The sequence below is a fragment of the Vibrio sp. K4 genome (assembly GCF_051122595.1).
Classification (GTDB): Bacteria; Pseudomonadota; Gammaproteobacteria; order Enterobacterales; family Vibrionaceae; genus Vibrio; species Vibrio owensii.
The window spans coordinates 91,928-116,591 of the sequence record NZ_CP178578.1; the positions used below are offsets into that span (position 1 = coordinate 91,928).

A 24,664-nucleotide genomic window follows, 5' to 3' on the forward strand; every position below is an offset into this window, starting at 1 on the left:
CTACTTTTCTCCTTTTAGGCAGCCGAGCCAAGCGCCGACTGTAAATCAATACCGTGTTCGCGCATTGCTGCAAGCTTGTAACGTAACGCTCGAGTAGACACACCCAAAGCGTTGGCGGTTTTGGTTCGGTTTCCACCAAACTGACGTAATTTATCTAGGATGAATTGGAACTCGGCTTGCTTCTTCGCTTCGACATGGCCAAAGCTTGAAACAGGCTCAGCGGAAAGCACTGGCGTCAGCAATTCAATCGGCAGCATTAGATCATGAGCCGTGATGTAATCCCCATGGCGCATGACAAGTGCTCGTTGAATGACGTTTTCGAGTTCGCGAATATTACCCGGCCAGTGGTACTGGCTCAGCGCAGCAATGGCATCCTGTGACAGATGACAACGGCTGCTATCTTGGTATTTTTCAATAAAGAATTGGCTGATAGGTAAGATGTCTTCTTTGCGCTCACGCAATGGTGGCCAATGCAATGGCAGCACATCTAGGCGGTAGTAAAGATCTTCACGGAACGTGCCTTTTTGCACTTCTTCACGCAAGTCCTTGTTGGTCGCGGCGATCACTCGGATATCCAAATGAATCGCTTTGTGGCTGCCAACACGTTCTACTTCGCGCTCTTGAAGTACACGTAACAACTTTGCTTGAACCGCTGGTGACATTTCACCAATTTCATCGAGCAGAATTGTGCCGCCATTGGCCTCTTCAAACTTACCACTTTGCGAATTCGTAGCTCCGGTAAATGCCCCTTTCACGTGACCAAACAACACCGCTTCCAGCATTGATTCTGGAATAGCGGCACAGTTAACGGCAACAAACGGGCCATCATCACGAGGCGATTGTTCATGAACGTAACGCGCCAGCACTTCCTTACCCGTGCCAGATTCACCAGTAATAAGCACGCTAGCATTGGTACACGCAGCGCGATGCGCGAGTTGAAGCACTTGTTTGCTACGCCATGATTCGGCAACGATGTTTGCCAGTGGTTTGCCCAACGCTTCTACACGCTTGAGCAAGTTCAGCAATTGGTTTGTTTCAAATGGGCGAAGCAAGTAGTCCGTCGCACCCGACTTCATCGTCTCCGCCGCCAAAATGCCCTGCTCTTGGTCAACAATCGCAATCACCACGCCAGCATTACGCTGCTTTTGATGACAAGCGACGAACTCACGAACACACATGTCCGGTAAGTTTGAGCTGACCAACGTAATGCAAGCTCGCTCTTCCAATAGCGCGCTGCGACCAGTGCGGCTGTGTCTTGCGGAATAACCAGCATTCCCAAGTACATCAAGCACTGGTTGAGCGAGGTGTTCATTTGGCTCAACCAACAAAATATCCGTTTTCGTCATCATTGAACCTTTACCTTCTCTTGTTGGGTTTGTTTTTTTGCTTCTGCGTTGTTGGTAGCGACGTTGATTTTGGCAACCACACGCTCGTTGTCTCGAACAAGGCGCAACGTCACACGACGGTTTTTAGCTTGCCCCGCTTGCGTGTTATTGCTTGCTATTGGGTATCGCGAGCCATGAGCACGAACTTCAATCAACGAACGGTCAACACCTTGTTGAACCAGAGCTTCTGCAACTTGTTCAGCTCGCTGGCGAGATACGGTTAAGTTCGCCAATTGAGAGCCGACATTGTCGGTATGACCATCAACCAGAATTTTGGTGACGCGGTCATCGACAGAAATGTAGCTGTATAACGCTGCGATAGTGCTTTGCTGGCTGCGACTCAATATTTTTTGGCCAAACTGGAATGGCAAGTTCACATCACGAGCTTGGGAGTACGACAACTTCGGCAACTGCGCTCGACATTGATTGAATGATGTCAACGCATTTTCAATTTGAATGGTTGGTAAGGTGACACCACTGATGGCGGAATCATTCTTTCCGCTTAGTGACAACGTAACCCAACTTCCGGAAGTAATTGCTTTAAGTAGAGACTCCGTCCCATGCGTGAAAGCAAACTGATTCGTTGCTGTTGTTAATGCAAGAGAAGCCTCTTCTTTCCTTAAAAGCTCTTTTTCCCAAAGAGCGCTCTCACTAAACAATAAAACGTTATTCCATTTATTGTTGTTATTGTGAACGTCAGCAATAAATGTAACTTGGTTATTTGGTTCCGCTAGGAAATAAAACTTCCCCTGCGGAATATTTGAATGCATTAAGTTGCACTCAAATTTATTTCCTTTATATAGCCAAGTAGAAAGGTCCATAGGTATGGTGATTTTTTCACCTGACAATGCAAAATTAGGTGAAGTTAAACCAGCTAATAGGAATACTTTAGAAAATATTATCAAACCTCTTCTTCGCAGGTATTTATCACACAACCCTGACATTGAAGGTTTAATTAAATATGCCATTGGATGAAAAAATTTGGCATAGGTAATCATATTAATTCCCTATTCTGAAATATTAAAAGTGGTCATTAATCGTTCATGCTGCTTAGAGAAGCATTCGTCGAAAGACTTTTTTAGACCAACAAAACAATGAGTTACAAAGCTCAAATTGAAAAAGCCGCTGTTTTCTCCATCAGCATAAACCGACCGAATTAACAACAACTTAGCTAATAATTGTTATAATTTTTTATTAACTCTTTTATAAGTCAAACTAACTCTTTTTAATTTTTATTAAAAGTACCTATGGTTAGCTTCAAATCAACATGTGAACTAAAGTCACAATCTTTAAAGTTGAAACTAAAGGATCATAAAAAAGTCTGTGTAGACTGTCTGCAATTAAGTTAAAACAGTTTTGTTTGTTAACGCACGGTAAAATATAAATGGAAAGCAGAGTTAACGAGCCTATTTCCGACATCAAATTGCTTGATGTAGAGTTGCTAGGCAAACCTATTCATATCATTCGTGAAAAGCTCGAAAGTTTGATTTCAGAATCTTGTTCAAGCCTAACCAATGAATTACAAAATTGGCTCAGCACCAACAAAATAGAAGCGAATTTAGTTGCAGTAGAGCTACACAGATTCTCGCCAACGTTATTGGATAAAGACCAAACCTCCACTTATCAGCATCAAGATGGTGGCATGGTGTATATCCACGGAGATGCACAAGCATTAATCAAACTGGCTGACCGTTTTTACGGTGCGGCAACAGAGCGTACTTCTACTAGCTTGACCGCGAGTGACCTGCGCCTTCAAGAGCGTATCAGTCGAATCATCATCAACTGGCTAGCGCCGCAAGAAATGTGGCAACCCTGCGAATATGAAACGCCACGAGGTATCGGTCTGCATGCTGAGCTTTCAATCGCGTTTGAAGATTTCCAAGGTGCCATTCATCTCAAGCTTGATAGCACCATGATTCAAACCTTGATTGAGCAGCTAGCCCTTCATAACGATGCGGATTTGTATCAGCCGTTTTGTCGCTCGCTAGAGTCAACCCCCGTACGTCTTAACGTCGTTTTGAGCAAGAAAACCATGGCATTGAGTGATGTGGTTGGATTGCAGCCAGACGATATTTTGCCAATCGAACTTCTCAATACCGTGCCAGTGAGCATTGGTAACCAAACTCTTTTCTCTGGTCGTGTTGCAGAACAAGACGGTCAGCTTGTATTGATCTTTAACCCAGATAAGGAATCGCAGCGATGAGCGAAGCGCAAGAGAACCAAGCATTCGACGCCGATGAATTAAACTTTGACGATTTTCAATTAGAAGATTTCGAAACCGAACAAGCTTTCGCTCCTGAGCCCGTTGCTGAGCGCGATTTGAGTTTCTTCAAAAGCATCCCGGTTACCGTGACACTTGAGGTGGCGAGCAAAGAAATTCCTTTGGGTGACTTGATGAAAGCCGGTGAAGGAACAGTGATTGAACTGGACAAACTCAATGGCGAACCACTTGATGTAAAAGTAAATGGTTCTCTAATGGGACAAGCGGAAGTCGTCGTCATTAACGACAAATATGGCCTACGCCTGATCAACGTTCATGATTCTGCGCTTAACAGCGTAGGTCGATAGTTTCAGGTGGGTTGTGCGATGAATGTTCTGGGTGCCAGTCAACGTCGATTACCTTTGTTGGTGATTGCATTGCTTGGTTTGCTGTTGTTTACGCTTCCAACCATGGCTGCTGACAACGGTTTAACCATCTTATCCGTTTCCGACGGGGACACGCAGCAAGAGTACAGTGTTAAGCTGCAGATTCTGTTGCTGATGACGGCGCTCAGCTTCTTGCCAGCTTTCATCCTCATGGCCACCAGCTTTACGCGCATTATCGTGGTTTTGGCGATTCTGCGTCAGGCATTAGGTCTCCAACAAAGTCCGCCAAACCGTGTTTTGGTCGGCATTGCACTGGCATTGACGTTACTGATCATGCGCCCTGTTTGGACCGATATCCACGACAATGCTTTTAAGCCTTATGACAATGGCGAGATCACCTTGATGCAGGCGTTTTCGGTGGCCGAAAAGCCAGTGCGAAACTTTATGTTGGCACAAACCCACCAAAGCTCGCTGGAGCAAATGTTACGCATTGCCAACGAGCCTATCGACCAAAATGTGGAAGACATTTCGTTTGCTGTTGTGTTGCCGGCTTTTGTCATCAGTGAGCTGAAAACCGCCTTTCAAATCGGCTTCATGTTGTTTATCCCGTTCCTGATCATCGACCTTGTCGTCGCCAGCGTATTGATGGCGATGGGTATGATGATGCTGTCACCCCTGATCATTTCTCTACCGTTCAAATTGGTGGTGTTTGTTCTGGTCGACGGTTGGGCAATGACGGTCGGCACACTATCCGCCAGCTTTGGGTAGTGGGAGCGCATCATGACACCGGAACTCACCGTTACCCTATTTTCTGATGCCGTCTGGCTGATCATCTTGATGGTGGCCGTTTTGGTCGTACCGGGTTTGATTGTCGGCCTGTGTATTGCTGTATTTCAGGCTGCTACGCAAATTAACGAGCAAACGCTAAGCTTCCTGCCACGTTTGTTGGTCACGCTGCTAATGGTGATTTTTGCAGGTCACTGGATGCTGCGAAAAATCATGGAGCTATTTGATTTCTTGTTCCACAACATTCCGGGGATGATCGGCTGATGGCGATCACGTTTGCGGAACTGTCCGTGATTTTAGGTCAGCTTTGGTGGCCATTTTTTCGCGTCGGTGCCGTGTTCATTTCCATGCCATTTTTTGGTGACGCGCTAATTCCAGTCTGGGTTCGCAGCTTGCTTGCCCTCTCGGTTGTGGTGATCACCGCACCACTGATGCCACCGATGCCAGAAGTCGAACTGTTCTCAATGACCTCGCTTTTCTTAGCGTTCGAGCAAGCGATATGGGGTCTGATGTTCGGCTTAATCCTGCACATGTTATTCAATGTTTTTACCATGCTTGGCCAGACAATTTCATTGCAAATGGGCTTGGGTATGGCCGTGATGAACGATCCGGTTAACGGCTTGTCCGTGGCAATTCTCGGTCGCATGTTCCTTATCTTTTCTACTCTGCTGTTTCTTGCGCTTGAAGGGCATTTACTGGTTATCGACATCGTCATTCAAAGCTTTGTCGTTTGGCCGGTGGGCTCGGGTATCACCGCCCTGTCTTTGCAAGGCGTCGTGAATATCTTTGGGTGGATGTTTGCTTCTGCGTTGGCTCTCGCATTGCCAGCTATCGTTTCCATGTTGCTCGCCAACATCAGCTTTGGTGTGATGAACCGAGCCGCGCCCTCTCTAAACGTTTATGCACTGGGCTTCCCGATGACCATGCTGTTAGGTTTGTTCAGCGTGTTGATCTCTGTTTCTGGCGTGCCTAGTCGCTATACCGCGTTAGTTCACGACACCATTCGTTTCTTAAATAACTTTATGTTGGGGGGCGCATGAGCGAACAGTCGTCTCAAGACAAAACCGAGAAAGCCTCCCCCCAGAAGGTGAAAAAAGCCCGCCAAGAAGGGCAAACTCCTCGTGCAAAAGAATTCACTACCGCGGTTATCTTCTTAGCCGTTGCGATGTTTTTCTATTCCCAGCTCAATAGCATTTGGGAGAGCATGTCGGGCGTATTCCGTTACAACATGACCCTGACCAAAGCAGATTTAGAAAACCCAAAACAATTGGTGGAGCATCTTGGTCAGAGCTTGGCGGTGATCATTGAGATGCTCTTGCCCCTTTTCACGGTCATCATCATTGTCACCTTTGGCAGCAGCATGGTGTTAGGCGGCTGGATGTTCCGTCCGGCGAACGTGCTACCGAAACTGAGTAAGCTCAATCCCATTTCGGGTATCAAACGTATTTTCTCCACTCGCTCAGTGGTGGAGCTGGTTAAATCCACCGTCAAGGTGTTAGTCATCTTCGGCATTCTATATGGCTACCTAGACAACCATCTTCAGCCACTGCTTGGCATGCAAAACCTACCACTCAGCCAAGGCTTCTCGCTGATTATGTCGATTCTGTTTGAAGGTCTGCTGTTGATGGGCTTTGCCCTGTTGTTGTTTGGTGTGATTGATATTCCTTATCAACGTTGGGAGCACCTCAAAGAGCTGCGAATGACCAAACAAGAGCTGAAAGAAGAATTTAAGAACAACGAAGGTCGACCTGAAGTTAAGCAGCGTATTCGCCAAATTCAGCAACAGTTCGCGCGACGTAAAATCGACAAGATGGTGCCCACCGCAGACGTGGTGATCACCAACCCTACCCACTATGCCGTTGCATTGAAATACGAGCCATCCCTGTCCGATGCACCATTTGTGGTAGCCAAAGGCGTCGATGAAACCGCCATGCACATTCAACGCATCGCACGCGAGAACAAAGTTGAGATCATCAACTCGCCGCCACTGACTCGTTCAATTTATCACACCACCGCGATTGAGCAGGCCATACCAAGCCAACTCTACATCGCCGTGGCACACATTCTGACTTACGTTTTGCAATTGAAAGCCTTCCGTAAAGGGGATGGAAAAGAGCCAACGCCTTTGCCTCATTTTTCAATTCCAAAGCATTTGCAACACTGATTAACCCGCGTTTACCCAAGGACACCAGAGTATGTTTAACCGGTTAAAACAACTTCAAACTTCCACCAAAGGCTACATTGGTATTCCAATTGTCTTGTTGATGGTACTGGCGATGGTCATCTTGCCTTTGCCACCCTTGCTATTGGATGCGCTGTTCACCTTCAATATCGTATTAGCGATCTTGGTATTGTTGGTCAGCACCACAGCGAAGCGACCACTCGACTTTTCGATTTTCCCAACCATTCTGTTGGTCGCGACCTTGCTGCGTCTTACTCTGAACGTAGCTTCAACACGTATCGTATTACTCGAAGGTCACAACGGAGGCGATGCTGCTGGTAAGGTAATTCAAGCCTTCGGTGAAGTGGTAATCGGCGGAAACTACGTGGTCGGTATGGTAGTGTTTATCATCTTGATGATCATTAACTTTGTCGTGATCACCAAAGGTGGCGAACGTATTTCTGAAGTATCAGCACGCTTTACCTTGGATGCGCTACCGGGCAAACAAATGGCCATCGATGCCGATTTAAACGCTGGCTTGATTGACCAAGAAACCGCGCGTCAACGCCGCAAAGAAGTGGCGAACGAAGCGGACTTCCACGGTTCAATGGATGGTGCCTCCAAGTTTGTGCGTGGTGATGCGGTTGCCGGCTTGCTGATCCTGTTCATCAACATCATTGGTGGTATCAGCATTGGTGTATTCGAGCACGGATTGCCTGCATCAGAAGCCTTCAAGACTTATGCCCTACTGACTATCGGTGACGGCTTAGTTGCTCAAATTCCATCACTGTTGCTTGCTACCGCTGCCGCAATTATCGTGACACGTATTAACGACAGCGATAACGGCATGTCGGAAACCATGCACAAGCAACTGCTTGCTACGCCAGCTACCTTGTTTACCGTGGCGGCTATCATGGCTGTTATTGGTATGGTTCCGGGAATGCCTCATCTCGCGTTCTTCACCTTTGCTGCAGTATTGGCATTTGCGGGTTGGCGACAGAGCAAAAAACCGGTGCAAGATACGCAAATCGACCAAGTAGAAGCACTCTCTCATGCGATGCAGGAAGAAGAAACCGCACTTACTTGGGACGATATTCCTCATGTCCATACCCTGTCTCTTGCGTTGGGCTACCGATTGGTACACTTGGTTAACAAAGAGCAAGGTGCACCTTTGGCACAGCGTATTCGCGGTGTTCGCCGCAACCTCTCCGAGCAAGTGGGCTTCCTACTGCCGGAAGTGCGTATCCGCGACAACTTAAGTTTAAAGCCGAACCAATACACCATTGCTCTGAACGGTGAAGTGATTGAACAAGGTTTTATCGAGCCAGAACGTTTGATGGCGATTGCTGTGGGTGAAACCTATGGCGAAGTGGATGGCATTTTAGGCAGTGACCCTGCCTATCAATTGCCTGCGGTTTGGATTGAACATCAAGACAAAGCGAAAGCGCTGAACATGGGCTACCAAGTGGTTGATGATGGCACGGTTATCGCCACACACATCAGCAAAATCATGAAAACCAATTTGGCTGAATTGTTTACTCATGACGATGTTGAAGCCATGACTCAACGTCTTACGGCGCAAGCGCCAAAATTGGCTGAAGCCTTAGCCGCTGCACTAACGCCAGCACAGCAACTTAAGGTTTACCGTCAGCTTCTGCTAGACCAAGTGCCGTTGAAAGACATTCGCACCATCGCTAACACCATGCTGGAATCTTCGGAAAACACCAAAGATCCGATTTTACTCGCGGCGGATGTACGCTGCGCACTTAAGCGAACCTTGGTTAACTTGGTTGCGGGTCAGAAGAATGAGCTGAACGTCTACGCCTTGTCTGATGAACTTGAACAGATGCTGATGACGTCGTTACAACAAGCTCAAGCCGCAGGCGCTGTCATGCTAGATAGCTTCCCAATTGAGCCAAACATTCTTAGCCAGTTCCAACAGAACTTGCCTTTGATTCGTCAGCAATTGAAGCAACAAGGGCTGCCGCCAATCTTATTGGTCATGCCTCAACTGCGCCCATTACTGGCAAGATACGCACGTACCTTTACCCAAGGATTGGCGGTACTGTCTTACAATGAAATTCCAGAAAACAAACAGATCAACGTGGTAGGAAACCTTGGTTAATCTCATCTCAACAAAAGCGATGTACGACTATTTGTGCGATCTCGCACTGCAACACATTGTCACGGACGACGACCAACTGGTGTTTGATGCACTTAAACACAATGACATTCAACACGCCTGTCAGGCCATCCGTGAAACCAAAACTGGCGAGGTGGAATACCAACACCTCACTCTACGCTTTGGCCTACGCGGCGAGCAGAGTGTTTATCAGTTTGAACTGTCAGAGCAAATGCAATATTGCTTAGATTTATACAGCTTGTATTTAGCGCTGCGCCAAACACAGTTCCAACTTGAGACCTTTCATCCCGACCTTATCAGCAATGTTGTCGTGCCCATTCGTGTTGACGCTTTGTTGTGGCAGGCAGGTGGCTATTTTTTAAATCAGATGATTCAGTTCCACAAGGCGGCATTTCAGCATGTGGTGCCCTCTTTGCAGGCCGATGAAACCCTGTGCCTGCACGAACGAGTCACCACTTTGGTTGAACAACTGAAAGACAACGCGTATGCCTTATGGTTCGAAATCGCGACCAGCCAAGCGCACTTCGAGCGCATCGCTGAGTTTGAGCCCGATATGATCAAGCTGTCCGTCACCATGGAAAACAAACAAGATCAACACGCGTTCCTACCTATAGCTCGCTTCCTGCGTCGCAACCAATTTCCTTGGGTAGCCGGGAGAGTCGCAAGCCAAAATGAACTCAACCGCTACCGCTTACTTGGTGCGAGTTATTACTTCGGCTATTTCAGTGATATTCCCACCTCATTGTCGTTTAAATCGTTCGACGATGAATAAACAGGGGTGACGATAAAGGGTGAGTTCAGCAATAAGAACTCGCCCTTTTTTATGTCTGAACAGCCTTAAAATGCGGATTTTCTGGAATAGATGTCACCAAAAATCATCAAATTAGGCGATTTCGAAAAAATTTTTAAATTTCCAATTAATCATTAAAACCAACCGACCGCCTCTAGTTAGTGAGCGGGGCGATAGTCCCACATTGAACAATCAAGGAGAACAGATTATGGCTCTATCAATGCACACTAACTACGCTTCGCTGGTTACTCAAAACACGCTAAGCAATACAAACAACATGCTTAACACTGCGATGGAGCGTCTAAGCACGGGTTACCGCATCAACTCAGCAGCTGATGACGCTGCAGGTCTACAAATCGCGAACCGTCTAGAAACTCAATCACGTGGTATGAACGTTGCAATGCGTAACGCACAAGACGGTATGTCTATGCTGCAAACAGCGGAAGGTGCTTTCGATGAAGCAACTAACATTCTTTACCGCATGAACGACCTAGCAACACAAGCAGCGAACGGTACTAACTCTCAAGCAGACCAAACTGCACTTGATAAAGAGTTTGCAGAGCTTGAAACAGAGCTAAACAGCATCATGACTAACACTAAATTTGCTGGCGACGCTTTGTTTGCGACTGGTGGTGTTAAAGGCGGCGGTCTTACTCTTCAAATCGGAGCTTCAGGTGCAGAGACACTAAGCCTAGCAACAACAGTTGACGGTGCAGTTGGTACAGCGTTTGACACTCTTACTACTGGTTTCACTAACTTCAGCGGCGGCGCAGACGTTGCAGCAGACCAAGCAAACGCAAAAACGGCTATGGGTGAAATCCAAACAGCAATCGACGAAGTGGGCGCAGCTCGTGCAGGTATGGGTGCAACAATCAACCGCCTAGACCACACAGTAGTAAACCTAAGCAACATGGTTGAGAACACATCTGCAGCGAAAGGCCGTATCACTGACGCAGACTTTGCAGTTGAATCTTCAAACATGACTAAGAACCAAATGCTAATGCAAGCAGGTACAACGGTTCTTTCTCAAACTAACCAGCTGCCAGGTATGGCAATGTCGCTGCTGCGTTAATAGAATCTTTCTATTCGCTAACAACGCGCAAAATTTAGTTCGTCCGAAAGCTCAAAGCCTCCCCTTCATCCGGGAGGCTTTTTCTTTGTCTGCAAAAAAGCGTTTGGAAAAGAATTCTAGCGACGAATGTAGATGGAAGTAGCTTCGTTAGTGTGGCTAGCAGGAATACGGAAACCGGCTTTCAGCATGGTGTTGTGCAAAACCTTGTTGAACAGCTCCAACTCGGCAGACTCTACTCCTCGATGAGGTTGATACGCTTTGAGTTCTGGGAATCGAGAGATCGCTTCTATGCGGATGTTCGCCAGTTCTTCGGCATTAATGTTCTGTTTACTGCGTAGTTTAGTGCCAATGAAAGCCTCATACGCACGGGCACACTTCATCAGTCGTAAAACAAATTCATTCATTACTGTCGTTCTTTTTAGTCGAATTGGGGGGAATAGCCAGACGTTAGCAACCACAAAAATTGCAGGGGCATAAGATAGCAAACCTTTGCATTCAGACAGGGTCAGAAAAATCTGAATCCTTTAGCAGTAAACGCCGAATTCTGCTCGTTATGCATACAACCCCATACCTATTCTTTCTTTCCTCCATTGGATTAAATCTTTCAGCCTTTTTGGTCGCCTGTTTTATTTGGGAAACCCCTTTAACCATCAAGGGGAAAGCGGAACCAACAAGGTGGAAAAAGCGCTTCCTCCCAACTAACAAAAAATATCGTAAGGCACTGTTTTATATAGATATAAACATCAGGCACGCATCTTGCGATTGAGTATTTATTACTGGCACAAAAAAGCCAAATACAGATGAGAGAGGGAGCGACCTCATGAGTTCGTTAGATCCAATTACCATGGCAACCCAGTTCGCCACGTTAGATGTTCAGCCATTTCAACAGCGCTACCAATTGCAAGCCGATCGATACCAAGCGCAGCTTACTGCTTTAGGTAAGGTGGAAAGTGCACTGCGTGAGTTCCGCACTGCGGTTAACGAGATGAACAGCAGCACAAACAGCATCATCAAGAATACGGCAACGACCTCTCAAGATGGCTTTTTCACCGCGAGTGCCGATGCAAACGCGTTAGTCGGTAACTACCAGATCTTTGTTGAACAAGTCGCAACGTCACACCAAATCTCGACCGGCATGCCAGCAAATCTAGATGCCTCAACAGAAGTTCCGACTACCGGCACTCTAGAGTTCACCATCAACGGCGAAACCATGACGTTAGATATGTCGACGGTAGATACCGACGGCGATGGCAAAGCGACCGTGACGGACCTAGTCAGCGCGATCAACAACAACCCTGATAACCCAGGCGTGAACGCCACACTTGTTCGCTCAAACGGACAAACACACTTCATGCTCTCTAGTACCGAGACAGGCGTGGCAAACACCATCAATGTCAGTGCGACGGGAACAGGACAAGCTTGGTTTGAAGATGCGTTCACCAACACGACAGAAATCAGCAAACCACAAGATGCTGTTATCTGGCTTGGCGCGGAAGGCACAGGTCTTCAACTCACCAACTCAAGCAATACTTTTGAAGGCGTGATTGATGGCGTCGATATTACCGTCACCAAAGCACAAACCTCAGGAGAAGCGCCGATCTCAATGGAAGTAGGCGCAGATAGCGAGGGCACCAAAGAACAAATCACCAAGTTTGTCGATACCTATAACTCGTTGGTTTCGACCTTAGATGAATACACCAAAATCGGCAGTGAAGACCAAGCCCGTGGTGTGCTCGCCAGTGATCCAACGTTGCGTTCAATTGACACACAGCTAAATGCACTCGTTCGTGGTGAGCATGGTGGCATGCGATTGAGTGAAGTCGGCATCACTCTTGATCGTGACGGAAAAATGAAAGTCGATCAGGATAAGTTTGCCGAAGCACAGAAGAACAACAGTGCCGCACTAGAAACCATGTTTAACGGTGATGGGGCCCTGCTCGACTCACTTGATGACATGGCAGAACCGTTCTTGAAGTTCTCTACAGGTACGTTCACTTCTCGCAAAGATGCGCTGCAAGCCAACTTAGACCGAATCGACAACAAGCAAACCTCTTTACAGCGAAAGTACGAGATGTCGTACAACCGCTACCTCACCCAGTTTACTCAAATGAACACCTTAATGACGCAAATGAACCAAACCATGTCGATGTTTGGTTAAGGCTTTAGGAGAAGTACTCATGCTAATGGATTCCGGCTACGACTCATACCAACAGGTCGATCTTGATGCTCAAGCAGCATCAGCCAACCCACACCAACTCGTCGTCATGTTGATCGATGGGTTACTCGATGAAATTGAGCGTATTCGTGGCCACCTTGCCGCGAGTCGCCTAGAAGCAAAAGGCGTCAGCATTAACAAGTGCATGAACATCCTTATCGGCTTAAGCAGTGCGTTAGATGACGAAAACGGTGGCGAAATCGCGGAAAACTTACGCCAACTCTATGACTTCTGCCAAATCGAGTTGTATTACGCCAGCACACAGAACGACGCAGCACGTTTAGACAATGTAGAGCGCGTGATGGGTAACGTACGAGAAGGATGGATGAATTTTGGACAGCAAGCATAAAGTGTCGCCAGAGCGATTTCGCCACTTATCAAAACTGATCCAAATCGCGACTAAAACGGCCGATTGGCAAGCGCTTAAACGCTACGATTTACAGTTGCGTGAACTGCTGATCAGCCATAAGCCATTTTTGAAAGATCCGAAACTCGCACCGGAAATTCAGCGAGCAAAAGCCGTGCATGCGTGCGCGTTCACGGCATTGGAAAAAGCCACCAGCGAGCTAAAACAAGAGATGAATATGGTGAACGATCAACAAGAGCGAGCCATGGCTTATCAGCTCGCGATGACGATGGAGCTCACGCAATGATGGTAACCAATTCAGTGCCTGCAAATGCTCCTTCTCAGTCGTCATCGTCGGGCAAAATCTCACAAGCGCGTTCAGAACAAGGCTTTTCGCAAACCGATGCAACCTCGGTAAATCAACAGGGCCAAACCAACGCACCTCTTGTGGTGGCGGGGTTTCGTTTAAATACGCAAGCCTTACCGACGCAAGCTACCCCACCAGAAGCTGACACACAGGAACTCAACGCTGAAGTCAGCCCTGATGTCGCGTTACTGACTGCGGTTCCTGCTACCACGGATCTCGCCACTCAAGCGCAAGCCCTCATCCAAGGAATGAGCAAAACCGCGCTTAAGCAAGGCGAAACCAACCAACTTGCGCAAGTATCGGCAGGCCAGGCGCCTCAAAATACAAATGTCGGAAACCAAGCAAACCCAATGCTTAACGCCACAGTGCAAGAGAGCCAAACCGCCCCTCAAACCAGCACAGCGAGCACACTAAAGGTGTCGGCTTCGGACTTGCAAACTCTGCTTAATCAACCCGCTCAAGGGCAAGTGCTAGTGGCCAGCTCACAAGCGCAAACAACAACAGGGGCAGCGCCGCATTCGAACCCAACCTCACCACTAGCAGCGACTCAAGCTCAAGGTGCGGAATGGGCGGCCGTTCGCGTGGATACCAGTTCTGGTAAATGGGGCGAGCAGATGATGCAAGTACTGCAAGACCGCGTGACTTTGCAAGCTCAGCAAAACCTACAAGAAGCCAAAATCCGTCTCGACCCACCAGAACTGGGCAAGTTGGATTTGCTGGTACGCGTGGAAGGTGACCGCCTGAGCGTGCAAATCAACGCCAATACTGCCGCAACTCGTGAAGCCTTGATGCAAGTGTCTGAGCGCCTTCGCACCGAGCTTCAAGAGCAAAACTTTGTGCATGTAGATGTCAACGTAGGTTCGGACCAAGGTCAAGAAAGACAAGCACATGATGGTGCTCAAGAAGAGGCAAACATCTTCGCTGCGCGTGAAACCAACGCATTTCAAACACATACAACAACAAACTATTCAGAGCATTGGCTGAACACTCAAGCCTAATTAATCATCGAGGAAAAAGGTTATGACCAAACAACAAATGATCGCCCTGTTTATCGCCATGATCATCACCAGTGCCCTCGTTTCCGCTGCCACTGTGGTAGGCGGTATTTGGTACCTCAACAAAAGTTCGGAGTCTTCTTCATCTGAATCAAGCGTGAGCACTTTCTTAGAAGATTCACCGCTGGCTTTCCTTACCGCTGAGCAACCGACGACGAAAGGCCCAAGCTTTCATCCTTTAGACAAAGTTGTTCTGACCATCAAAGGCAAAAAGCAGACGCACTTTGTGATGCTTGAGCTTGCCGTGGAAACACGCCGTCCAGAACGCATGAAGAACATCGATGCTTACATGCCAATGGTGCAAAACTCGCTGCTAAAACTGTTCAGTGACAAAACCTTTGATGAGCTACAACAAACGGGCGCTATCGATATTCTGCAAAGCGAAGTGAAAGAAACCCTATTACTGGCCTTTGCAAAAACCGACATCGTGCGCGATATCGATGATGTTCTGCTGACCAAATACGTTGTGCAATAACGGAGCACAGCTATGTTGGAGATGAACTTACAGGAAAGCTATACCGCGACGGAGGAAGTGAATACTCCGTCTCGCCCGATTGATGAAAACGCCTTGCTGCAACGTCATCAAGTCATGGTCAAACGCGTGGTCAACCAACTGCGCGTTCACGCGACCTCTCATTGCAGTATTGAAGACATGCAGCAAATTGGTTTGATAGCGCTTGTCGAAGCCGGACGTCGTTATGGGGATGTGGATGACCCACACTTCCCCGCTTTTGCTGTTTGTCGTGTTCGTGGCGCGATTTTGGACGAGCTTCGCCGTTTAGATTGGCGCTCTCGCAAAACCCGCCAACAAGCGCATGAGTTGAACGACGTAACCCGAGATCTCACTCGTGCACTGGGCAGAATGCCGACCGATGCTGAAATCATCAAAGCACTTGGCACTGATGAGCAAGACTTCTACAACCGCCAAAATGCAGCGTTGGCGGGCGAAATGCAAAGCCTCGACCAACTGATGGAAACAGGTGGAGACAGCCACTTCGGCGGCCAATACGACGGTATGGAGCATGAACACATTCGTCGCAGTTTAGACACCGCACTTGGCAAAATGTCGAAGCGCGATCAGCTCTTGCTCACCTTGTTCTATCAACACGAACTCAACCTCCATGAAATCGCGCTCGTGCTCGACCTGACACCACCTCGCATCTGTCAGTTGCACAAACAAGCGCTTAAACAACTCAACCAATTAATGTCCTCTTAGGAGTCACAAGATGCAAAAGTTTTTTGGAGCCATTACCGTCCTGATGTGTGTCTTCGGCGGATACATGTGGGCAGGCGGTAACCTCGGTGCAATTTGGCAGCCAGCCGAGTTTTTGATCATCATTGGCGCGGCCGCTGGCTCACTGATCATCGGTAACCCGCCACAAGTGCTAAAAGAAATGCGCCAACAAGTGCGTGCGACCATCTCTGGCCCACGTGAAGAGTACGAGTACTACATGGAACTGATGGCGCTGCTGAACAACTTACTTGAAACCGCACGCAGCCGTGGCTTTAAGTTTCTCGATTCTCACATTGAGTCACCAGAGCAGAGCTCGATTTTCCTTGCTTACCCACAAGTCAGTAACGATCACCGCCTTATTTCTTTCATTACCGACAATTTACGTTTAATGGCAATGGGACAAATGTCGCCTCATGAATTAGAGGGACTGTTAGAACAAGAAATCGAAGCGATTCAAACCGAGATGCTTTTGCCTTCACGCTCTATGCAGCGCACGGCAGAGGCACTTCCAGGGTTCGGTATTCTTGCAGCAGTCGGTGGCATCATCATCACCATGCAAGCCATTGATGGCTCAATTGCGTTGATTGGTTACCACGTTGCTGCCGCCCTTGTTGGTACATTCATTGGTATTTTCGGTTGTTACTGTTGTTTAGATCCACTCAGTAACGCCATGGCTCAACGAGTTAGACGAAACATGACGGCTTTCGAATGTGTACGCGCCACTCTGGTTGCTTACGTTGCGAAAAAGCCAACCTTGCTCGCTATCGACGCTGGCCGTAAACACATTCAGTTAGACATCAAACCAACTTTCAACCAAATGGAGAAGTGGCTAGCTGAACAGGAGGGATAATGCAAAAACAAGAGCATGTGGTGTTCAAACGCGCGAAAGCACATAACCATGACGAGTTTCATGGTGGCGCGTGGAAGGTCGCGTTTGCCGACTTCATGATCGCGTTGATGGCGCTGTTTCTTGTCCTTTGGGTCATGCAAGTGGTCGACAAGGAAGAGCGCAAAGCCATTGTGGCGCACCTTCATAGTTCGAGCGTTTTTGATAAGAGCTACGGCAACCCTTTCGATACCTCGCAAAGTATCTCTCCTATCGACTTGGCACAGGACTCTTCTGTGCCAAGTAAACACAACTCCAACCATGTCGTCAGCTCGTTCTTTCAAGGGGACGGCGATGGCCCAGAGATAGACTCTCTTATCCCAGGCAATTTCGACACCCAAGAGCAACTTGCTCTGCTGGCTAAAGTGATTGATGAAGTCGTCGGACAAATCAGCGCGCAGGGTAACGTTAATGTCATCATTACACCGCAAGGTCTGCGCATTGTTTTGCAAGATGACTACAAGCAACACATGTTCAGTCGTGGCGGCGCTGAGTTGACCCCTTTCTTTGAAGACTTATTACTTGCGCTTGCTCCTGTGTTCGAACGTATCAGCAATCCATTGATCATCAGTGGCCATACTGACTCGACGCCATTCAAGAAGCGTTTTGGTCGACAATCGAACTGGGCGTTGTCTGCCTCTCGTGCTGATGTGGCAAGAAATACCTTGGTGGAAGGCGGCATGCCAGATGATCGCGTTATGCAAGTGACGGGGATGTCGGATCGGGCGCTACTGAACCCTGAAGAGCCTGACTCTAGCGAAAACCGTCGAATCGAGTTGTTTATTCTGACAACGCCAGCGGCGCAAGTTTTGGAAACCTTCTTTGGCAATCAAGAAGGCAGTGAGTTACAAAAAGCCAAGCAACAAGCGGAATTTAATCAGCCCGTCATTAGGCAAGAAGTGATTCGTTACTCGGTCGAACCGAGCGACCAAAAAGCTCAGATTCAAGACCTCTAACCCCCTAAAAGGTCACCAGTTTCTACCCTCTGCGTGACCTTTTATTCCCAACGATAATATTGCTGAAATTTGTTTAGTTGAGTTCGATATGCCCGTACCCGCGCCCAATAAATCAAAAAATGACTCGCTTAAAAAAGCCTTTCTCTGGCTGATCATTTTCGACTACCTATTGCTGGCGTTTTTTCTCACTCAGTTATCAAGCCTCAATCTCAACAGCGGCACCATGATTAGCTTGTTGCTCGTGCTCTATAACATCTTGCTGGTCTCTTTTTGCTACCAGCGCACCAGCAACCACGATTCTTACATCATCTATCCAGTACTTTCAGCAACACTATTAGCGTTCGTCTGCTTTCTATATTTCTTCTTTTTGGTGTGATTGTTACGCGTTATTCGGTACCGACGTCTCGGGCAAAAATGACACCAAACAACACATGACAAATCAGCAAGGGAAACAGCGCCTCAGAAAATGTCAGCCATGTCTTCCAAGAACAGAAAATGATGATCGGGTGTGCAATCAAAAGCACGTACCACAAGACCTTATTCAAGTAGACAAGAAAACGGGTATCAGCATGTTTCTTTTGAAAGTTTAGAGCGCCAAATGTCCAACATAGCATCGTCCATCCCATCATGGCTCCAACGAGAATCGTAATAGTAGTGTTGACCATCAAATACTTGGCAAACGCCCACCCTGTTTCTAACTCATCCATTCGACTTCATTCCTATTCTGTTAAGAACAAGATCGTATCACCGAAGCTTAAATCCATGCGGTATGGTTTCGATATATACCTCTGATAACCATATGAAAGAAATGAAAAAAGGAAGCAATAATGGCTTCCTTTGATATTGATAGTTGGGCTTTGAAGTGTTCTGTATCGGACTACCGAATCATCAAATAAAAGAGCACACCTGCCGTGAACCCTAATATGGCCAAAAATGTTGAGCTCGGTTTGCTTTGCTTCTCTTTCGATACCTTGGCCATGTTGACTCCTTGTCTTTGGCGTTCCTTTTCGTTTCTGGGCTGATGTTTAAGCCAGTACGCGTTCGCTGATCATCTTGTTGAACGATACTAGATCAAAAGAGCCTCTGATTTCAAAGCGCACTCGCCCTACTTCACTGAGGAATAATTCAATCTCACAATCCAAATCAAGCGTGCCTGAGGTTTCAATCGAGAATGCATTAATCTTGCTGTATGGCAGAGAAGTGTAGTCCACTTTTGACCCTGTAATCCCCTGCACGTTAGCTGCGATAACGCGCTTGTTGGTGAACACCACTTGGTCGCGCACCGTTTTGAAGCCAGCGAAAATACTCTCTCCGTCAATTAAGAATTTGTGGAAATCGTCGCGCACCTTTGAGATTTCAATTGGCTTGAGTTTGAATATCGATGAGTTTTCGAAATCGATCATGGCGTTACCTTAGAATGTAAATAAAATCACTCGGCTTTGTTGCGTAATTCGATGGAACTAAATCAAGAAACTACGATCTGAGCGGCTACGCCCATCAATCGTCGTAGCCTCATGCCTAAACCTCGTTACAAAACAACTAACTGGAAGCAGTACAATAAATCCTTAATCAACCGTGGTTCTCTGACCTTTTGGATTGATGAGGAAGCGATAGCTGAGTGGAAGCAAAACAAACAAGGCAAGCGTGGTAGACCTCGCCGATTCAGCGACTTAGCCATTACTACCGCACTGATGGTGAAACGCGTTTTCTCTATGCCCTTGAGAGCGCTGCAAGGTTTTCTAGACTCCGTATTTAAGCTGGCTAACATCCCGCTTGTTTGCCCGCACTACACCTGTATAAGCCGCCGAGCTAAGGAAGTTGAAGTTTCATTTAAAACCAAAACCAGAGGAGCAATACAACATCTGGCCATTGATGCCACTGGCCTCAAGGTTTATGGCGAAGGTGAATGGAAGGTCAAGAAGCATGGAACTGATGGGAAGCGAAGAGTCTGGCGTAAGCTGCATATCGCGGTAGATACAAGCACCCACGAAATAGTCGCAGCAGAGCTGAGCTTATCTAACGTAACTGATGCCGAAGTGCTCCCCAACTTACTCAAGCAAACACGTCGTAAAATCATTGAGATATCAGGCGATGGCGCTTATGACACAAGGAATTGCCATGATGCCATACGGATCAAGCGAGCTGTTCCGCTCATCCCGCCAAGAGAAGGAGCAGCCTTCTGGGAACAAGGGCATCCTCGTAACTTAGCGGTAGGTTGCCAGAAGCTCTACGGCTCCAACAAGAAGTGGAAAAAGCGGTATGGCTATCATAAGCGCTCTCTGTCAGAGACCGCAATGTACCGAGTAAAACAGTTGCTAGGTGGGAAATTAAGTCTAAGAAATTACAACGCTCAGGTTGGCGAGACTTACGCCATGATCAAAGCACTGAACAAACTTACAGGGCTTGGTATGCCTGAAACTCAGTATATTGTATAACAGTCGCTCAACTTTAGGAGGTTTGGTTTCTCGTCTGAATTACGCAACAAAGCCAAGTCATGAGAGTATTTGCAAAAGATGAGGCGAATAAGAAGCAAGTAATTGACACACTTAACAAAGAGTACTCTTCTTCTTTGTCCGAGGTGTTGAAGCGAGGGAATAACCCAAGAGTGTGTGAAGCCAACGCAATCTTGGCGCTGTCGGAAGATAACCCAGATAAGGCATCGCAAATACTGTTGTCGATTCCGTACAATCAGCAAACGTCCTTAACTTATCTATTACTAGCGAAAGCGGAAGAAGCTCGCGGTCATACAAGTGGGGCAAAAGAACTGTATTTGCAAGCGACACAAAACACGTCGTCGCCAATTGCACTGAAACTTGCGGGTCCATTGTTCTTTGACAGCAACTTGGACACCATGATTAAAGAATTGCAAAGCGTAAAAAGCGAAGCTAACCCATAGTGGTTAGCTTCGCATTAAAGTTTAGAAATATTGTCCTGCCACACGTCGAGAAGAAGGTTGTCGGCTGATCAAGATATGGCATAGCTCAAGCAGCAAACCAAACGCAAGCGCACTGTAAACGTAGTGCTTATCGATATTCAGCCCTAACCCTTCAACAATCAGCAGCGCACCTAATACAATCAGGAATAGCAGCGCAAGCACTTTCAATCCAGGATGGCGAGTAATCACGGCCTGAACTTTATTCGCCATCAACATCAGAATCACGCTTGAAGAGATGATCACACCAGCAAGAATGGTAATGTCCTGCGTAAGGCTTGCCGCGATAATCAATGAATCGAGAGAAAACACCGCGTCCACCGCAATAATCTGCAATATGACCGTGCCAACTTGCCCAGCAAAGAATTGATGTGGAGGCGTTTCAATAGGCACGACCCATGCCCAAAGCTCTTTGATGCCTTTAAACAACAGAAATGCACCACCAACAATAAAGATAAGATCATTGCAAGAGAGTGATACCCCTTGGTATTCGACAAACGGTTCCTTCCAAGACAACAACCAAGATACCGAAAATACCAGCGCAATGCGGTTTAACACAGCTAAACCGATACCGAGATTGCGTACTCGTTGGCGCAAGTGAGCAGGAAGACGCTCAGTCATGATGGTAATAAAGACGATGTTATCGACACCCAGAATGAGTTCTAACATGAGTAACGTGCCGAAGGCGATAAAGTAGTCGAGATTCATTATTTAAGTTCTCTGTGCAAAGTACGAAAGAATAGTTATTTAATATCCACTCTCTCCTAAGCAGGCACTACCTTGCGCTCAAATCCCCTCTCTAACATGGGGAAGTCTGTATTCCGTTCTTAGGTGCTTTGGGTGAGTTGTTCCCTAATGACGCGCTTACGAGTAGCGTCTTTTCATTGCTTTGTAGAACACGTAAAGCAATTTGATCGCGATAAGTGTCATCACTTTCTCCAAGGTTGTGGTTAATCAGAGGAAGGCTATTGTATTCACCCGTTTCATAACCACATCACAAAGCACTTAGAAAAAGATAAAGAAAATATAAAACAAATAAACACCTTAATTTCATAGCTTTAAATAAACTCAAAACCACCAAAGGTGAAAAAATCGTACCAAAAGAAACGGTTTCTTTGGCTTATAAAATGACATGAGAGAGATATGATTTTTTGCTGAGAGAGACTTGACGCTTTTTCCGGTGGTTGACCGTACACTTGCCCTATAAAGAGGAGAACGTGATGCTGTCATCGATTGAACAATTTCTACAAATCCTGAGTGACTACGACATACTGCTCGGTCTGATTTTCATTTTGGCTTATCAAATCTTCAGTAAGATCGCGACGAAAGCACTCACTACGTTAGCGCGGAATAAAAAAGTCAAACCACCAAGAATTTTATTCATTACCAGAACGGTGAACATTTTGTTGTTCGTCTTCTTATTTGCTACGTTTTTGCTCGTGAGTGGTATTGGCTACGGGAATTTTTCGATCTTCCTTTCTTCTGTGTTTACCGTTCTAGGTGTGAGCTTTATTGCTCAGTGGTCAATTCTGAGCAACATCACCGCTAGCTTTCTTATCTTCTTCGTTTTCCCTTACCGTGTAGGCGATAACATTCGTATTGATGATGGCGCAGGAATTGAAGGGATGATCATAGACATTCGTTTGTTTCACACCTTGATAAAACATGAAGACGGCGACTTTTCTACTTACCCAAATAACCTCTTGCTACAAAAGAACGTCACCAAGAGAACCCATAAGAATGCCGTTGAGCCGACTCTACAAAAGGTCACCGACGTAGATATCGATGTTAGTGTCGGTGTTGATGACCTTCAGATACAAGAAAGCCGAGCATAGTGCTCGGCTTTCTCATTTTTGTTCGGTCAATTTAGAACACACAGTGCTTAGCAAAGTCTGTCGCTTCGTTTGCCGTCCACTCACCTTTCGGCTTGTCTTTTAGGTTCTTACACCACTGCTCGCTACCGATGCCATCTTGCAGAACACAGTGCTTCGCGAAATCAACCGCGTTGTCTGTTGTCCATTCTGTCTTTGGCTTTTCGCGCATGTCTTTACACCAAGCTTCTGTGCCCACTTCGTCAGAACATGCCGTTAGCGCTGTTGCCGCTAGCAGTAGCATTACCAGTTTTTTCATAAATTTAGGTTCCACTTTCAATTGATGAATGAACTATACCCAAAATATCAGTGCTCGTGTTAAGCCAACGACAATTTATCGACTTACGCTCCGTAAAAGTAACGAAATTCCCTTAAGTCAGCCTAACTGCACCGAAGTTGCCATTCGACGTTTCATCATAAACGCTCGAACATGATCATAGATGTAATTGAAGACAAACGCATATAGGGTAATGAAAATCGTCACGCCCACGTCCATGATAAACGCTTCCCACATGCTGACTTCTAGCATCCACGCCATCGCCGGAATGGTGGCAAATAACAGACCCGCTTCAAACAATATTACGTGTACGATTCGAAGTCGGATTGTGCGTTTCTCTTTTGCCCCTGTCGCAAAGCGATCAAATATCCAGTTGAAGATGAAATTCCAAATCATCGCGATGGTCGCAACGACTATCATGGTTCCTGATAATGCACTGACTTCATGATCCGTAAACAATGCCAAACCAATAATGGATAAACTGATTGCCAATACTTCAAATAATACGGCGTGAAACACACGCTCTAACGCTCCCATAAAAACCTCACAACTTCACATGGAACAAGTTAAGTGGCGGCGATTATGACAGCGTGATAACGAAGGGAAAGTTAACAACCATCACAAATAGTGATAGCTTACGACTATGCTTTCCGGATGAGTCTCATCCAAGTTCTCTTTAGGTACTGAAATGTACAGCTTTGAACAACTCAAAATCTTTGTCACTGTGTGCGAAACAGGTTCTTTCTCCGCAGCCGCAAGAAAGCTAAAGCGCGCGCAATCAGGCGTTAGCCAGTCTGTCGCTAACCTTGAGATAGCAATTAACCAAGAGTTGTTCAATCGAGAGAAAAACACACCGACACTGACGGATAGCGGAAGAGCCTTATTGCCTATCGCTCAGTCCATTCTGCATCAACAGAAATTCTTCGATCAAAAAGTCGAGTCCTTAGAGCAAGCCTACGAACACGAGCTAGTGATTGCGGTGGATGAATCTCTTATCAACCAATCGCTACTGGCGCAATTTGCAAGCTTGGCTGACCAATTCCCTATTACGCAGTTCGATATCATTACCGCACCGACATTTGATGTAGAAGAGTTGATTCGAAAAGGTAAAGCGCAAGTCGGTATCGTGTTGGCTGATGGTGAGCTAAAAATGGACATGGATTTCTTTACCCTCGGGCACACTCGTTTTCTTACCGTGGCTTCGCCTTCGCACCCATTGGCACAGCTATCGGTGGTTCATGATGCGGAGCTCAAAGCCCATCGCCAACTGGTACTGCGCAGCGCACAAAGGAAAGAATTGTGGTTCAGTTACGCCATCAGCACCCAATTATGGTTCGCTAATTCGCATCAGACGCTAACCGACTTAGCGTGCCAAAACGTTGGCTGGGGTTTGTTGCCAGAAAGAGTGGTCAGCAATGAGATTGAGAGCGGTAAGCTAGTTGCCCTACCCGTTGCGCACGAATTTGATGGCTGGCTCACGACAGTTGGATGTTTAGTTTCTCGAACCCGAGGTATGGGCCCGGTTTTGCAAGCTCTAGTAAAAACCTTGCAGAACTATCGCTATCAGGACGAGTAGCCCAAAACTTTTTGTAGGTTCAAGTT

At 46.8% G+C, this 24,664-nt stretch carries 30 protein-coding genes; 22 read left to right on the forward strand and 8 right to left on the reverse strand.

The features are described 5' to 3' along the window. Positions 1-14: 14 nt before the first annotated feature. Both ACLIIY_RS17830 and ACLIIY_RS17835 read right to left on the reverse strand, forming a co-directional pair. Complete coding sequence (locus tag ACLIIY_RS17830) at positions 15-1,346, reverse strand: sigma 54-interacting transcriptional regulator (RefSeq protein WP_434529536.1); 1,332 nt, start codon at positions 1,344-1,346, stop codon at positions 15-17. Continuing rightward, entirely contained in the window at positions 1,346-2,383 is a 1,038-nt protein-coding gene (locus ACLIIY_RS17835; RefSeq protein WP_434529029.1) for an OmpA family protein, read from the reverse strand. Before ACLIIY_RS17835 ends, ACLIIY_RS17830 begins: the two co-directional genes overlap by 1 nt. Positions 2,384-2,769: 386 nt before the next feature. On the opposite strand from ACLIIY_RS17835, the gene ACLIIY_RS17840 reads away from it, so the two are divergent. The 9 genes from ACLIIY_RS17840 to lafA all read left to right on the forward strand — a co-directional run bounded on the left by ACLIIY_RS17840 (position 2,770) and on the right by lafA (position 10,923). Continuing rightward, the gene (locus tag ACLIIY_RS17840; protein ID WP_045479799.1) at positions 2,770-3,588 is read left to right on the forward strand and encodes a FliM/FliN family flagellar motor switch protein; all 819 of its coding nucleotides are present in this window, start codon (positions 2,770-2,772) and stop codon (positions 3,586-3,588) included. Continuing rightward, the gene (gene fliN / locus ACLIIY_RS17845) at positions 3,585-3,953 is read left to right on the forward strand and encodes a flagellar motor switch protein FliN (RefSeq protein WP_005435977.1); all 369 of its coding nucleotides are present in this window, start codon (positions 3,585-3,587) and stop codon (positions 3,951-3,953) included. Before ACLIIY_RS17840 ends, fliN begins: the two co-directional genes overlap by 4 nt. 18 nt (positions 3,954-3,971) lie before the next feature. Next, positions 3,972-4,739 carry a flagellar type III secretion system pore protein FliP gene (gene fliP / locus ACLIIY_RS17850; protein WP_032802164.1) on the forward strand — a complete coding sequence of 256 codons (768 nt, stop codon included), beginning with the start codon at positions 3,972-3,974 and terminating at the stop codon, positions 4,737-4,739. 12 nt (positions 4,740-4,751) lie between these two features. Beyond that, complete coding sequence (fliQ, locus tag ACLIIY_RS17855; RefSeq protein ID WP_005375036.1) at positions 4,752-5,021, forward strand: flagellar biosynthesis protein FliQ; 270 nt, start codon at positions 4,752-4,754, stop codon at positions 5,019-5,021. Further along, positions 5,021-5,797, forward strand: coding sequence for a flagellar biosynthetic protein FliR (gene fliR, locus ACLIIY_RS17860; protein WP_434529030.1), 777 nt, complete (start codon positions 5,021-5,023; stop codon positions 5,795-5,797). The genes fliQ and fliR overlap by 1 nt, the downstream gene beginning before the upstream one ends. Then, positions 5,794-6,921, forward strand: a complete 1,128-nt coding sequence (gene flhB / locus ACLIIY_RS17865; RefSeq protein ID WP_354395549.1) for a flagellar biosynthesis protein FlhB — start codon at positions 5,794-5,796, stop codon at positions 6,919-6,921. The genes fliR and flhB overlap by 4 nt, the downstream gene beginning before the upstream one ends. A 31-nt stretch (positions 6,922-6,952) precedes the next feature. Continuing rightward, positions 6,953-9,043, forward strand: a complete 2,091-nt coding sequence (gene flhA / locus ACLIIY_RS17870; protein ID WP_041054026.1) for a flagellar biosynthesis protein FlhA — start codon at positions 6,953-6,955, stop codon at positions 9,041-9,043. After that, positions 9,036-9,833, forward strand: a complete 798-nt coding sequence (locus tag ACLIIY_RS17875; RefSeq protein WP_086027696.1) for an EAL domain-containing protein — start codon at positions 9,036-9,038, stop codon at positions 9,831-9,833. The genes flhA and ACLIIY_RS17875 overlap by 8 nt, the downstream gene beginning before the upstream one ends. Before the next feature lie 226 nt (positions 9,834-10,059). Continuing rightward, positions 10,060-10,923: a lateral flagellin LafA gene (gene lafA, locus ACLIIY_RS17880; RefSeq protein WP_054824261.1), complete on the forward strand. Its 864-nt coding sequence runs from the start codon at positions 10,060-10,062 to the stop codon at positions 10,921-10,923. Between the two features lie 116 nt (positions 10,924-11,039). On the opposite strand, the gene ACLIIY_RS17885 is transcribed toward lafA, so the two are convergent. Continuing rightward, positions 11,040-11,327: a hypothetical protein gene (locus ACLIIY_RS17885; RefSeq protein WP_005435960.1), complete on the reverse strand. Its 288-nt coding sequence runs from the start codon at positions 11,325-11,327 to the stop codon at positions 11,040-11,042. A 416-nt stretch (positions 11,328-11,743) separates the two neighbouring features. Between ACLIIY_RS17885 and fliD the strand changes: the two genes are divergently transcribed. The 9 genes from fliD to ACLIIY_RS17930 all read left to right on the forward strand — a co-directional run bounded on the left by fliD (position 11,744) and on the right by ACLIIY_RS17930 (position 18,358). Next, entirely contained in the window at positions 11,744-13,081 is a 1,338-nt protein-coding gene (gene fliD / locus ACLIIY_RS17890; protein ID WP_434529031.1) for a flagellar filament capping protein FliD, read from the forward strand. Between the two features lie 19 nt (positions 13,082-13,100). Beyond that, a complete protein-coding gene (gene fliS, locus ACLIIY_RS17895) occupies positions 13,101-13,487 on the forward strand; it encodes a flagellar export chaperone FliS (RefSeq protein WP_009705005.1) in 387 nt (128 codons plus the stop codon). Then, a complete protein-coding gene (locus ACLIIY_RS17900; RefSeq protein WP_009705006.1) occupies positions 13,471-13,791 on the forward strand; it encodes a hypothetical protein in 321 nt (106 codons plus the stop codon). Before fliS ends, ACLIIY_RS17900 begins: the two co-directional genes overlap by 17 nt. After that, the gene (locus ACLIIY_RS17905) at positions 13,788-14,849 is read left to right on the forward strand and encodes a flagellar hook-length control protein FliK (RefSeq protein ID WP_434529032.1); all 1,062 of its coding nucleotides are present in this window, start codon (positions 13,788-13,790) and stop codon (positions 14,847-14,849) included. Before ACLIIY_RS17900 ends, ACLIIY_RS17905 begins: the two co-directional genes overlap by 4 nt. 22 nt (positions 14,850-14,871) lie before the next feature. Further along, a complete protein-coding gene (locus ACLIIY_RS17910; RefSeq protein ID WP_039840025.1) occupies positions 14,872-15,381 on the forward strand; it encodes a flagellar basal body-associated FliL family protein in 510 nt (169 codons plus the stop codon). 12 nt (positions 15,382-15,393) lie between these two features. Continuing rightward, on the forward strand, positions 15,394-16,122 hold the full coding sequence (locus tag ACLIIY_RS17915) for a FliA/WhiG family RNA polymerase sigma factor (protein ID WP_020195753.1): 729 nt from the start codon (positions 15,394-15,396) through the stop codon (positions 16,120-16,122). A gap of 10 nt (positions 16,123-16,132) precedes the next feature. Then, a complete protein-coding gene (motA, locus tag ACLIIY_RS17920) occupies positions 16,133-16,990 on the forward strand; it encodes a flagellar motor stator protein MotA (protein ID WP_005435952.1) in 858 nt (285 codons plus the stop codon). Then, entirely contained in the window at positions 16,990-17,982 is a 993-nt protein-coding gene (locus ACLIIY_RS17925; protein ID WP_434529033.1) for a flagellar motor protein MotB, read from the forward strand. The genes motA and ACLIIY_RS17925 overlap by 1 nt, the downstream gene beginning before the upstream one ends. 88 nt (positions 17,983-18,070) lie before the next feature. After that, positions 18,071-18,358, forward strand: a complete 288-nt coding sequence (locus ACLIIY_RS17930; RefSeq protein WP_005435947.1) for a hypothetical protein — start codon at positions 18,071-18,073, stop codon at positions 18,356-18,358. 10 nt (positions 18,359-18,368) lie between these two features. Here ACLIIY_RS17930 and ACLIIY_RS17935 read toward each other — a convergent pair whose 3' ends face one another. Together ACLIIY_RS17935 and ACLIIY_RS17940 are read right to left on the reverse strand one after the other, a co-directional pair. Next, entirely contained in the window at positions 18,369-18,689 is a 321-nt protein-coding gene (locus ACLIIY_RS17935) for a hypothetical protein (RefSeq protein WP_434529034.1), read from the reverse strand. Positions 18,690-19,007: 318 nt separating this feature from the next. Beyond that, positions 19,008-19,385, reverse strand: a complete 378-nt coding sequence (locus ACLIIY_RS17940; RefSeq protein WP_005435945.1) for a PH domain-containing protein — start codon at positions 19,383-19,385, stop codon at positions 19,008-19,010. A gap of 111 nt (positions 19,386-19,496) precedes the next feature. Here ACLIIY_RS17940 and ACLIIY_RS17945 point away from each other — a divergent pair, with 111 nt between their 5' ends. After that, positions 19,497-20,417: an IS5-like element ISVa2 family transposase gene (locus tag ACLIIY_RS17945; protein ID WP_010446562.1), complete on the forward strand. Its 921-nt coding sequence runs from the start codon at positions 19,497-19,499 to the stop codon at positions 20,415-20,417. 59 nt (positions 20,418-20,476) lie between these two features. Then, the gene (locus ACLIIY_RS17950; protein WP_434529035.1) at positions 20,477-20,878 is read left to right on the forward strand and encodes a hypothetical protein; all 402 of its coding nucleotides are present in this window, start codon (positions 20,477-20,479) and stop codon (positions 20,876-20,878) included. 21 nt (positions 20,879-20,899) lie between these two features. On the opposite strand, the gene ACLIIY_RS17955 is transcribed toward ACLIIY_RS17950, so the two are convergent. Further along, positions 20,900-21,622: a TerC family protein gene (locus ACLIIY_RS17955; protein WP_009705022.1), complete on the reverse strand. Its 723-nt coding sequence runs from the start codon at positions 21,620-21,622 to the stop codon at positions 20,900-20,902. Positions 21,623-22,134: 512 nt separating this feature from the next. Here ACLIIY_RS17955 and ACLIIY_RS17960 point away from each other — a divergent pair. After that, on the forward strand, positions 22,135-22,749 hold the full coding sequence (locus tag ACLIIY_RS17960; protein ID WP_020195743.1) for a mechanosensitive ion channel domain-containing protein: 615 nt from the start codon (positions 22,135-22,137) through the stop codon (positions 22,747-22,749). Positions 22,750-22,780: 31 nt separating this feature from the next. Here ACLIIY_RS17960 and ACLIIY_RS17965 read toward each other — a convergent pair whose 3' ends face one another. Continuing rightward, a complete protein-coding gene (locus ACLIIY_RS17965) occupies positions 22,781-23,044 on the reverse strand; it encodes a DUF3012 domain-containing protein (RefSeq protein ID WP_005435930.1) in 264 nt (87 codons plus the stop codon). 117 nt (positions 23,045-23,161) lie between these two features. Continuing rightward, positions 23,162-23,599, reverse strand: a complete 438-nt coding sequence (locus ACLIIY_RS17970) for a PACE efflux transporter (protein ID WP_054824269.1) — start codon at positions 23,597-23,599, stop codon at positions 23,162-23,164. 151 nt (positions 23,600-23,750) lie between these two features. On the opposite strand from ACLIIY_RS17970, the gene ACLIIY_RS17975 reads away from it, so the two are divergent. Further along, positions 23,751-24,638, forward strand: a complete 888-nt coding sequence (locus tag ACLIIY_RS17975; RefSeq protein ID WP_434529036.1) for a LysR family transcriptional regulator — start codon at positions 23,751-23,753, stop codon at positions 24,636-24,638. Positions 24,639-24,664 lie beyond the last annotated feature (26 nt).

Bases quoted from the DNA above. Each gene is read 5' to 3' on its own strand.
- ACLIIY_RS17830 (WP_434529536.1), bottom strand. From the start codon at position 1,346: ATGACGAAAACGGATATTTTGTTGGTTGAGCCAAATGAACACCTCGCT.
- ACLIIY_RS17835 (WP_434529029.1), bottom strand. From the start codon at position 2,383: ATGATTACCTATGCCAAATTTTTTCATCCAATGGCATATTTAATTAAA.
- ACLIIY_RS17840 (WP_045479799.1), top strand. From the start codon at position 2,770: ATGGAAAGCAGAGTTAACGAGCCTATTTCCGACATCAAATTGCTTGAT.
- fliN (WP_005435977.1), top strand. From the start codon at position 3,585: ATGAGCGAAGCGCAAGAGAACCAAGCATTCGACGCCGATGAATTAAAC.
- fliP (WP_032802164.1), top strand. From the start codon at position 3,972: ATGAATGTTCTGGGTGCCAGTCAACGTCGATTACCTTTGTTGGTGATT.
- fliQ (WP_005375036.1), top strand. From the start codon at position 4,752: ATGACACCGGAACTCACCGTTACCCTATTTTCTGATGCCGTCTGGCTG.
- fliR (WP_434529030.1), top strand. From the start codon at position 5,021: ATGGCGATCACGTTTGCGGAACTGTCCGTGATTTTAGGTCAGCTTTGG.
- flhB (WP_354395549.1), top strand. From the start codon at position 5,794: ATGAGCGAACAGTCGTCTCAAGACAAAACCGAGAAAGCCTCCCCCCAG.
- flhA (WP_041054026.1), top strand. From the start codon at position 6,953: ATGTTTAACCGGTTAAAACAACTTCAAACTTCCACCAAAGGCTACATT.
- lafA (WP_054824261.1), top strand. From the start codon at position 10,060: ATGGCTCTATCAATGCACACTAACTACGCTTCGCTGGTTACTCAAAAC.
- ACLIIY_RS17885 (WP_005435960.1), bottom strand. From the start codon at position 11,327: ATGAATGAATTTGTTTTACGACTGATGAAGTGTGCCCGTGCGTATGAG.
- fliD (WP_434529031.1), top strand. From the start codon at position 11,744: ATGAGTTCGTTAGATCCAATTACCATGGCAACCCAGTTCGCCACGTTA.
- fliS (WP_009705005.1), top strand. From the start codon at position 13,101: ATGCTAATGGATTCCGGCTACGACTCATACCAACAGGTCGATCTTGAT.
- ACLIIY_RS17905 (WP_434529032.1), top strand. From the start codon at position 13,788: ATGATGGTAACCAATTCAGTGCCTGCAAATGCTCCTTCTCAGTCGTCA.
- ACLIIY_RS17910 (WP_039840025.1), top strand. From the start codon at position 14,872: ATGACCAAACAACAAATGATCGCCCTGTTTATCGCCATGATCATCACC.
- ACLIIY_RS17915 (WP_020195753.1), top strand. From the start codon at position 15,394: ATGTTGGAGATGAACTTACAGGAAAGCTATACCGCGACGGAGGAAGTG.
- motA (WP_005435952.1), top strand. From the start codon at position 16,133: ATGCAAAAGTTTTTTGGAGCCATTACCGTCCTGATGTGTGTCTTCGGC.
- ACLIIY_RS17925 (WP_434529033.1), top strand. From the start codon at position 16,990: ATGCAAAAACAAGAGCATGTGGTGTTCAAACGCGCGAAAGCACATAAC.
- ACLIIY_RS17930 (WP_005435947.1), top strand. From the start codon at position 18,071: ATGCCCGTACCCGCGCCCAATAAATCAAAAAATGACTCGCTTAAAAAA.
- ACLIIY_RS17935 (WP_434529034.1), bottom strand. From the start codon at position 18,689: ATGGATGAGTTAGAAACAGGGTGGGCGTTTGCCAAGTATTTGATGGTC.
- ACLIIY_RS17940 (WP_005435945.1), bottom strand. From the start codon at position 19,385: ATGATCGATTTCGAAAACTCATCGATATTCAAACTCAAGCCAATTGAA.
- ACLIIY_RS17945 (WP_010446562.1), top strand. From the start codon at position 19,497: ATGCCTAAACCTCGTTACAAAACAACTAACTGGAAGCAGTACAATAAA.
- ACLIIY_RS17950 (WP_434529035.1), top strand. From the start codon at position 20,477: ATGAGAGTATTTGCAAAAGATGAGGCGAATAAGAAGCAAGTAATTGAC.
- ACLIIY_RS17955 (WP_009705022.1), bottom strand. From the start codon at position 21,622: ATGAATCTCGACTACTTTATCGCCTTCGGCACGTTACTCATGTTAGAA.
- ACLIIY_RS17960 (WP_020195743.1), top strand. From the start codon at position 22,135: ATGCTGTCATCGATTGAACAATTTCTACAAATCCTGAGTGACTACGAC.
- ACLIIY_RS17965 (WP_005435930.1), bottom strand. From the start codon at position 23,044: ATGAAAAAACTGGTAATGCTACTGCTAGCGGCAACAGCGCTAACGGCA.
- ACLIIY_RS17970 (WP_054824269.1), bottom strand. From the start codon at position 23,599: ATGGGAGCGTTAGAGCGTGTGTTTCACGCCGTATTATTTGAAGTATTG.
- ACLIIY_RS17975 (WP_434529036.1), top strand. From the start codon at position 23,751: ATGTACAGCTTTGAACAACTCAAAATCTTTGTCACTGTGTGCGAAACA.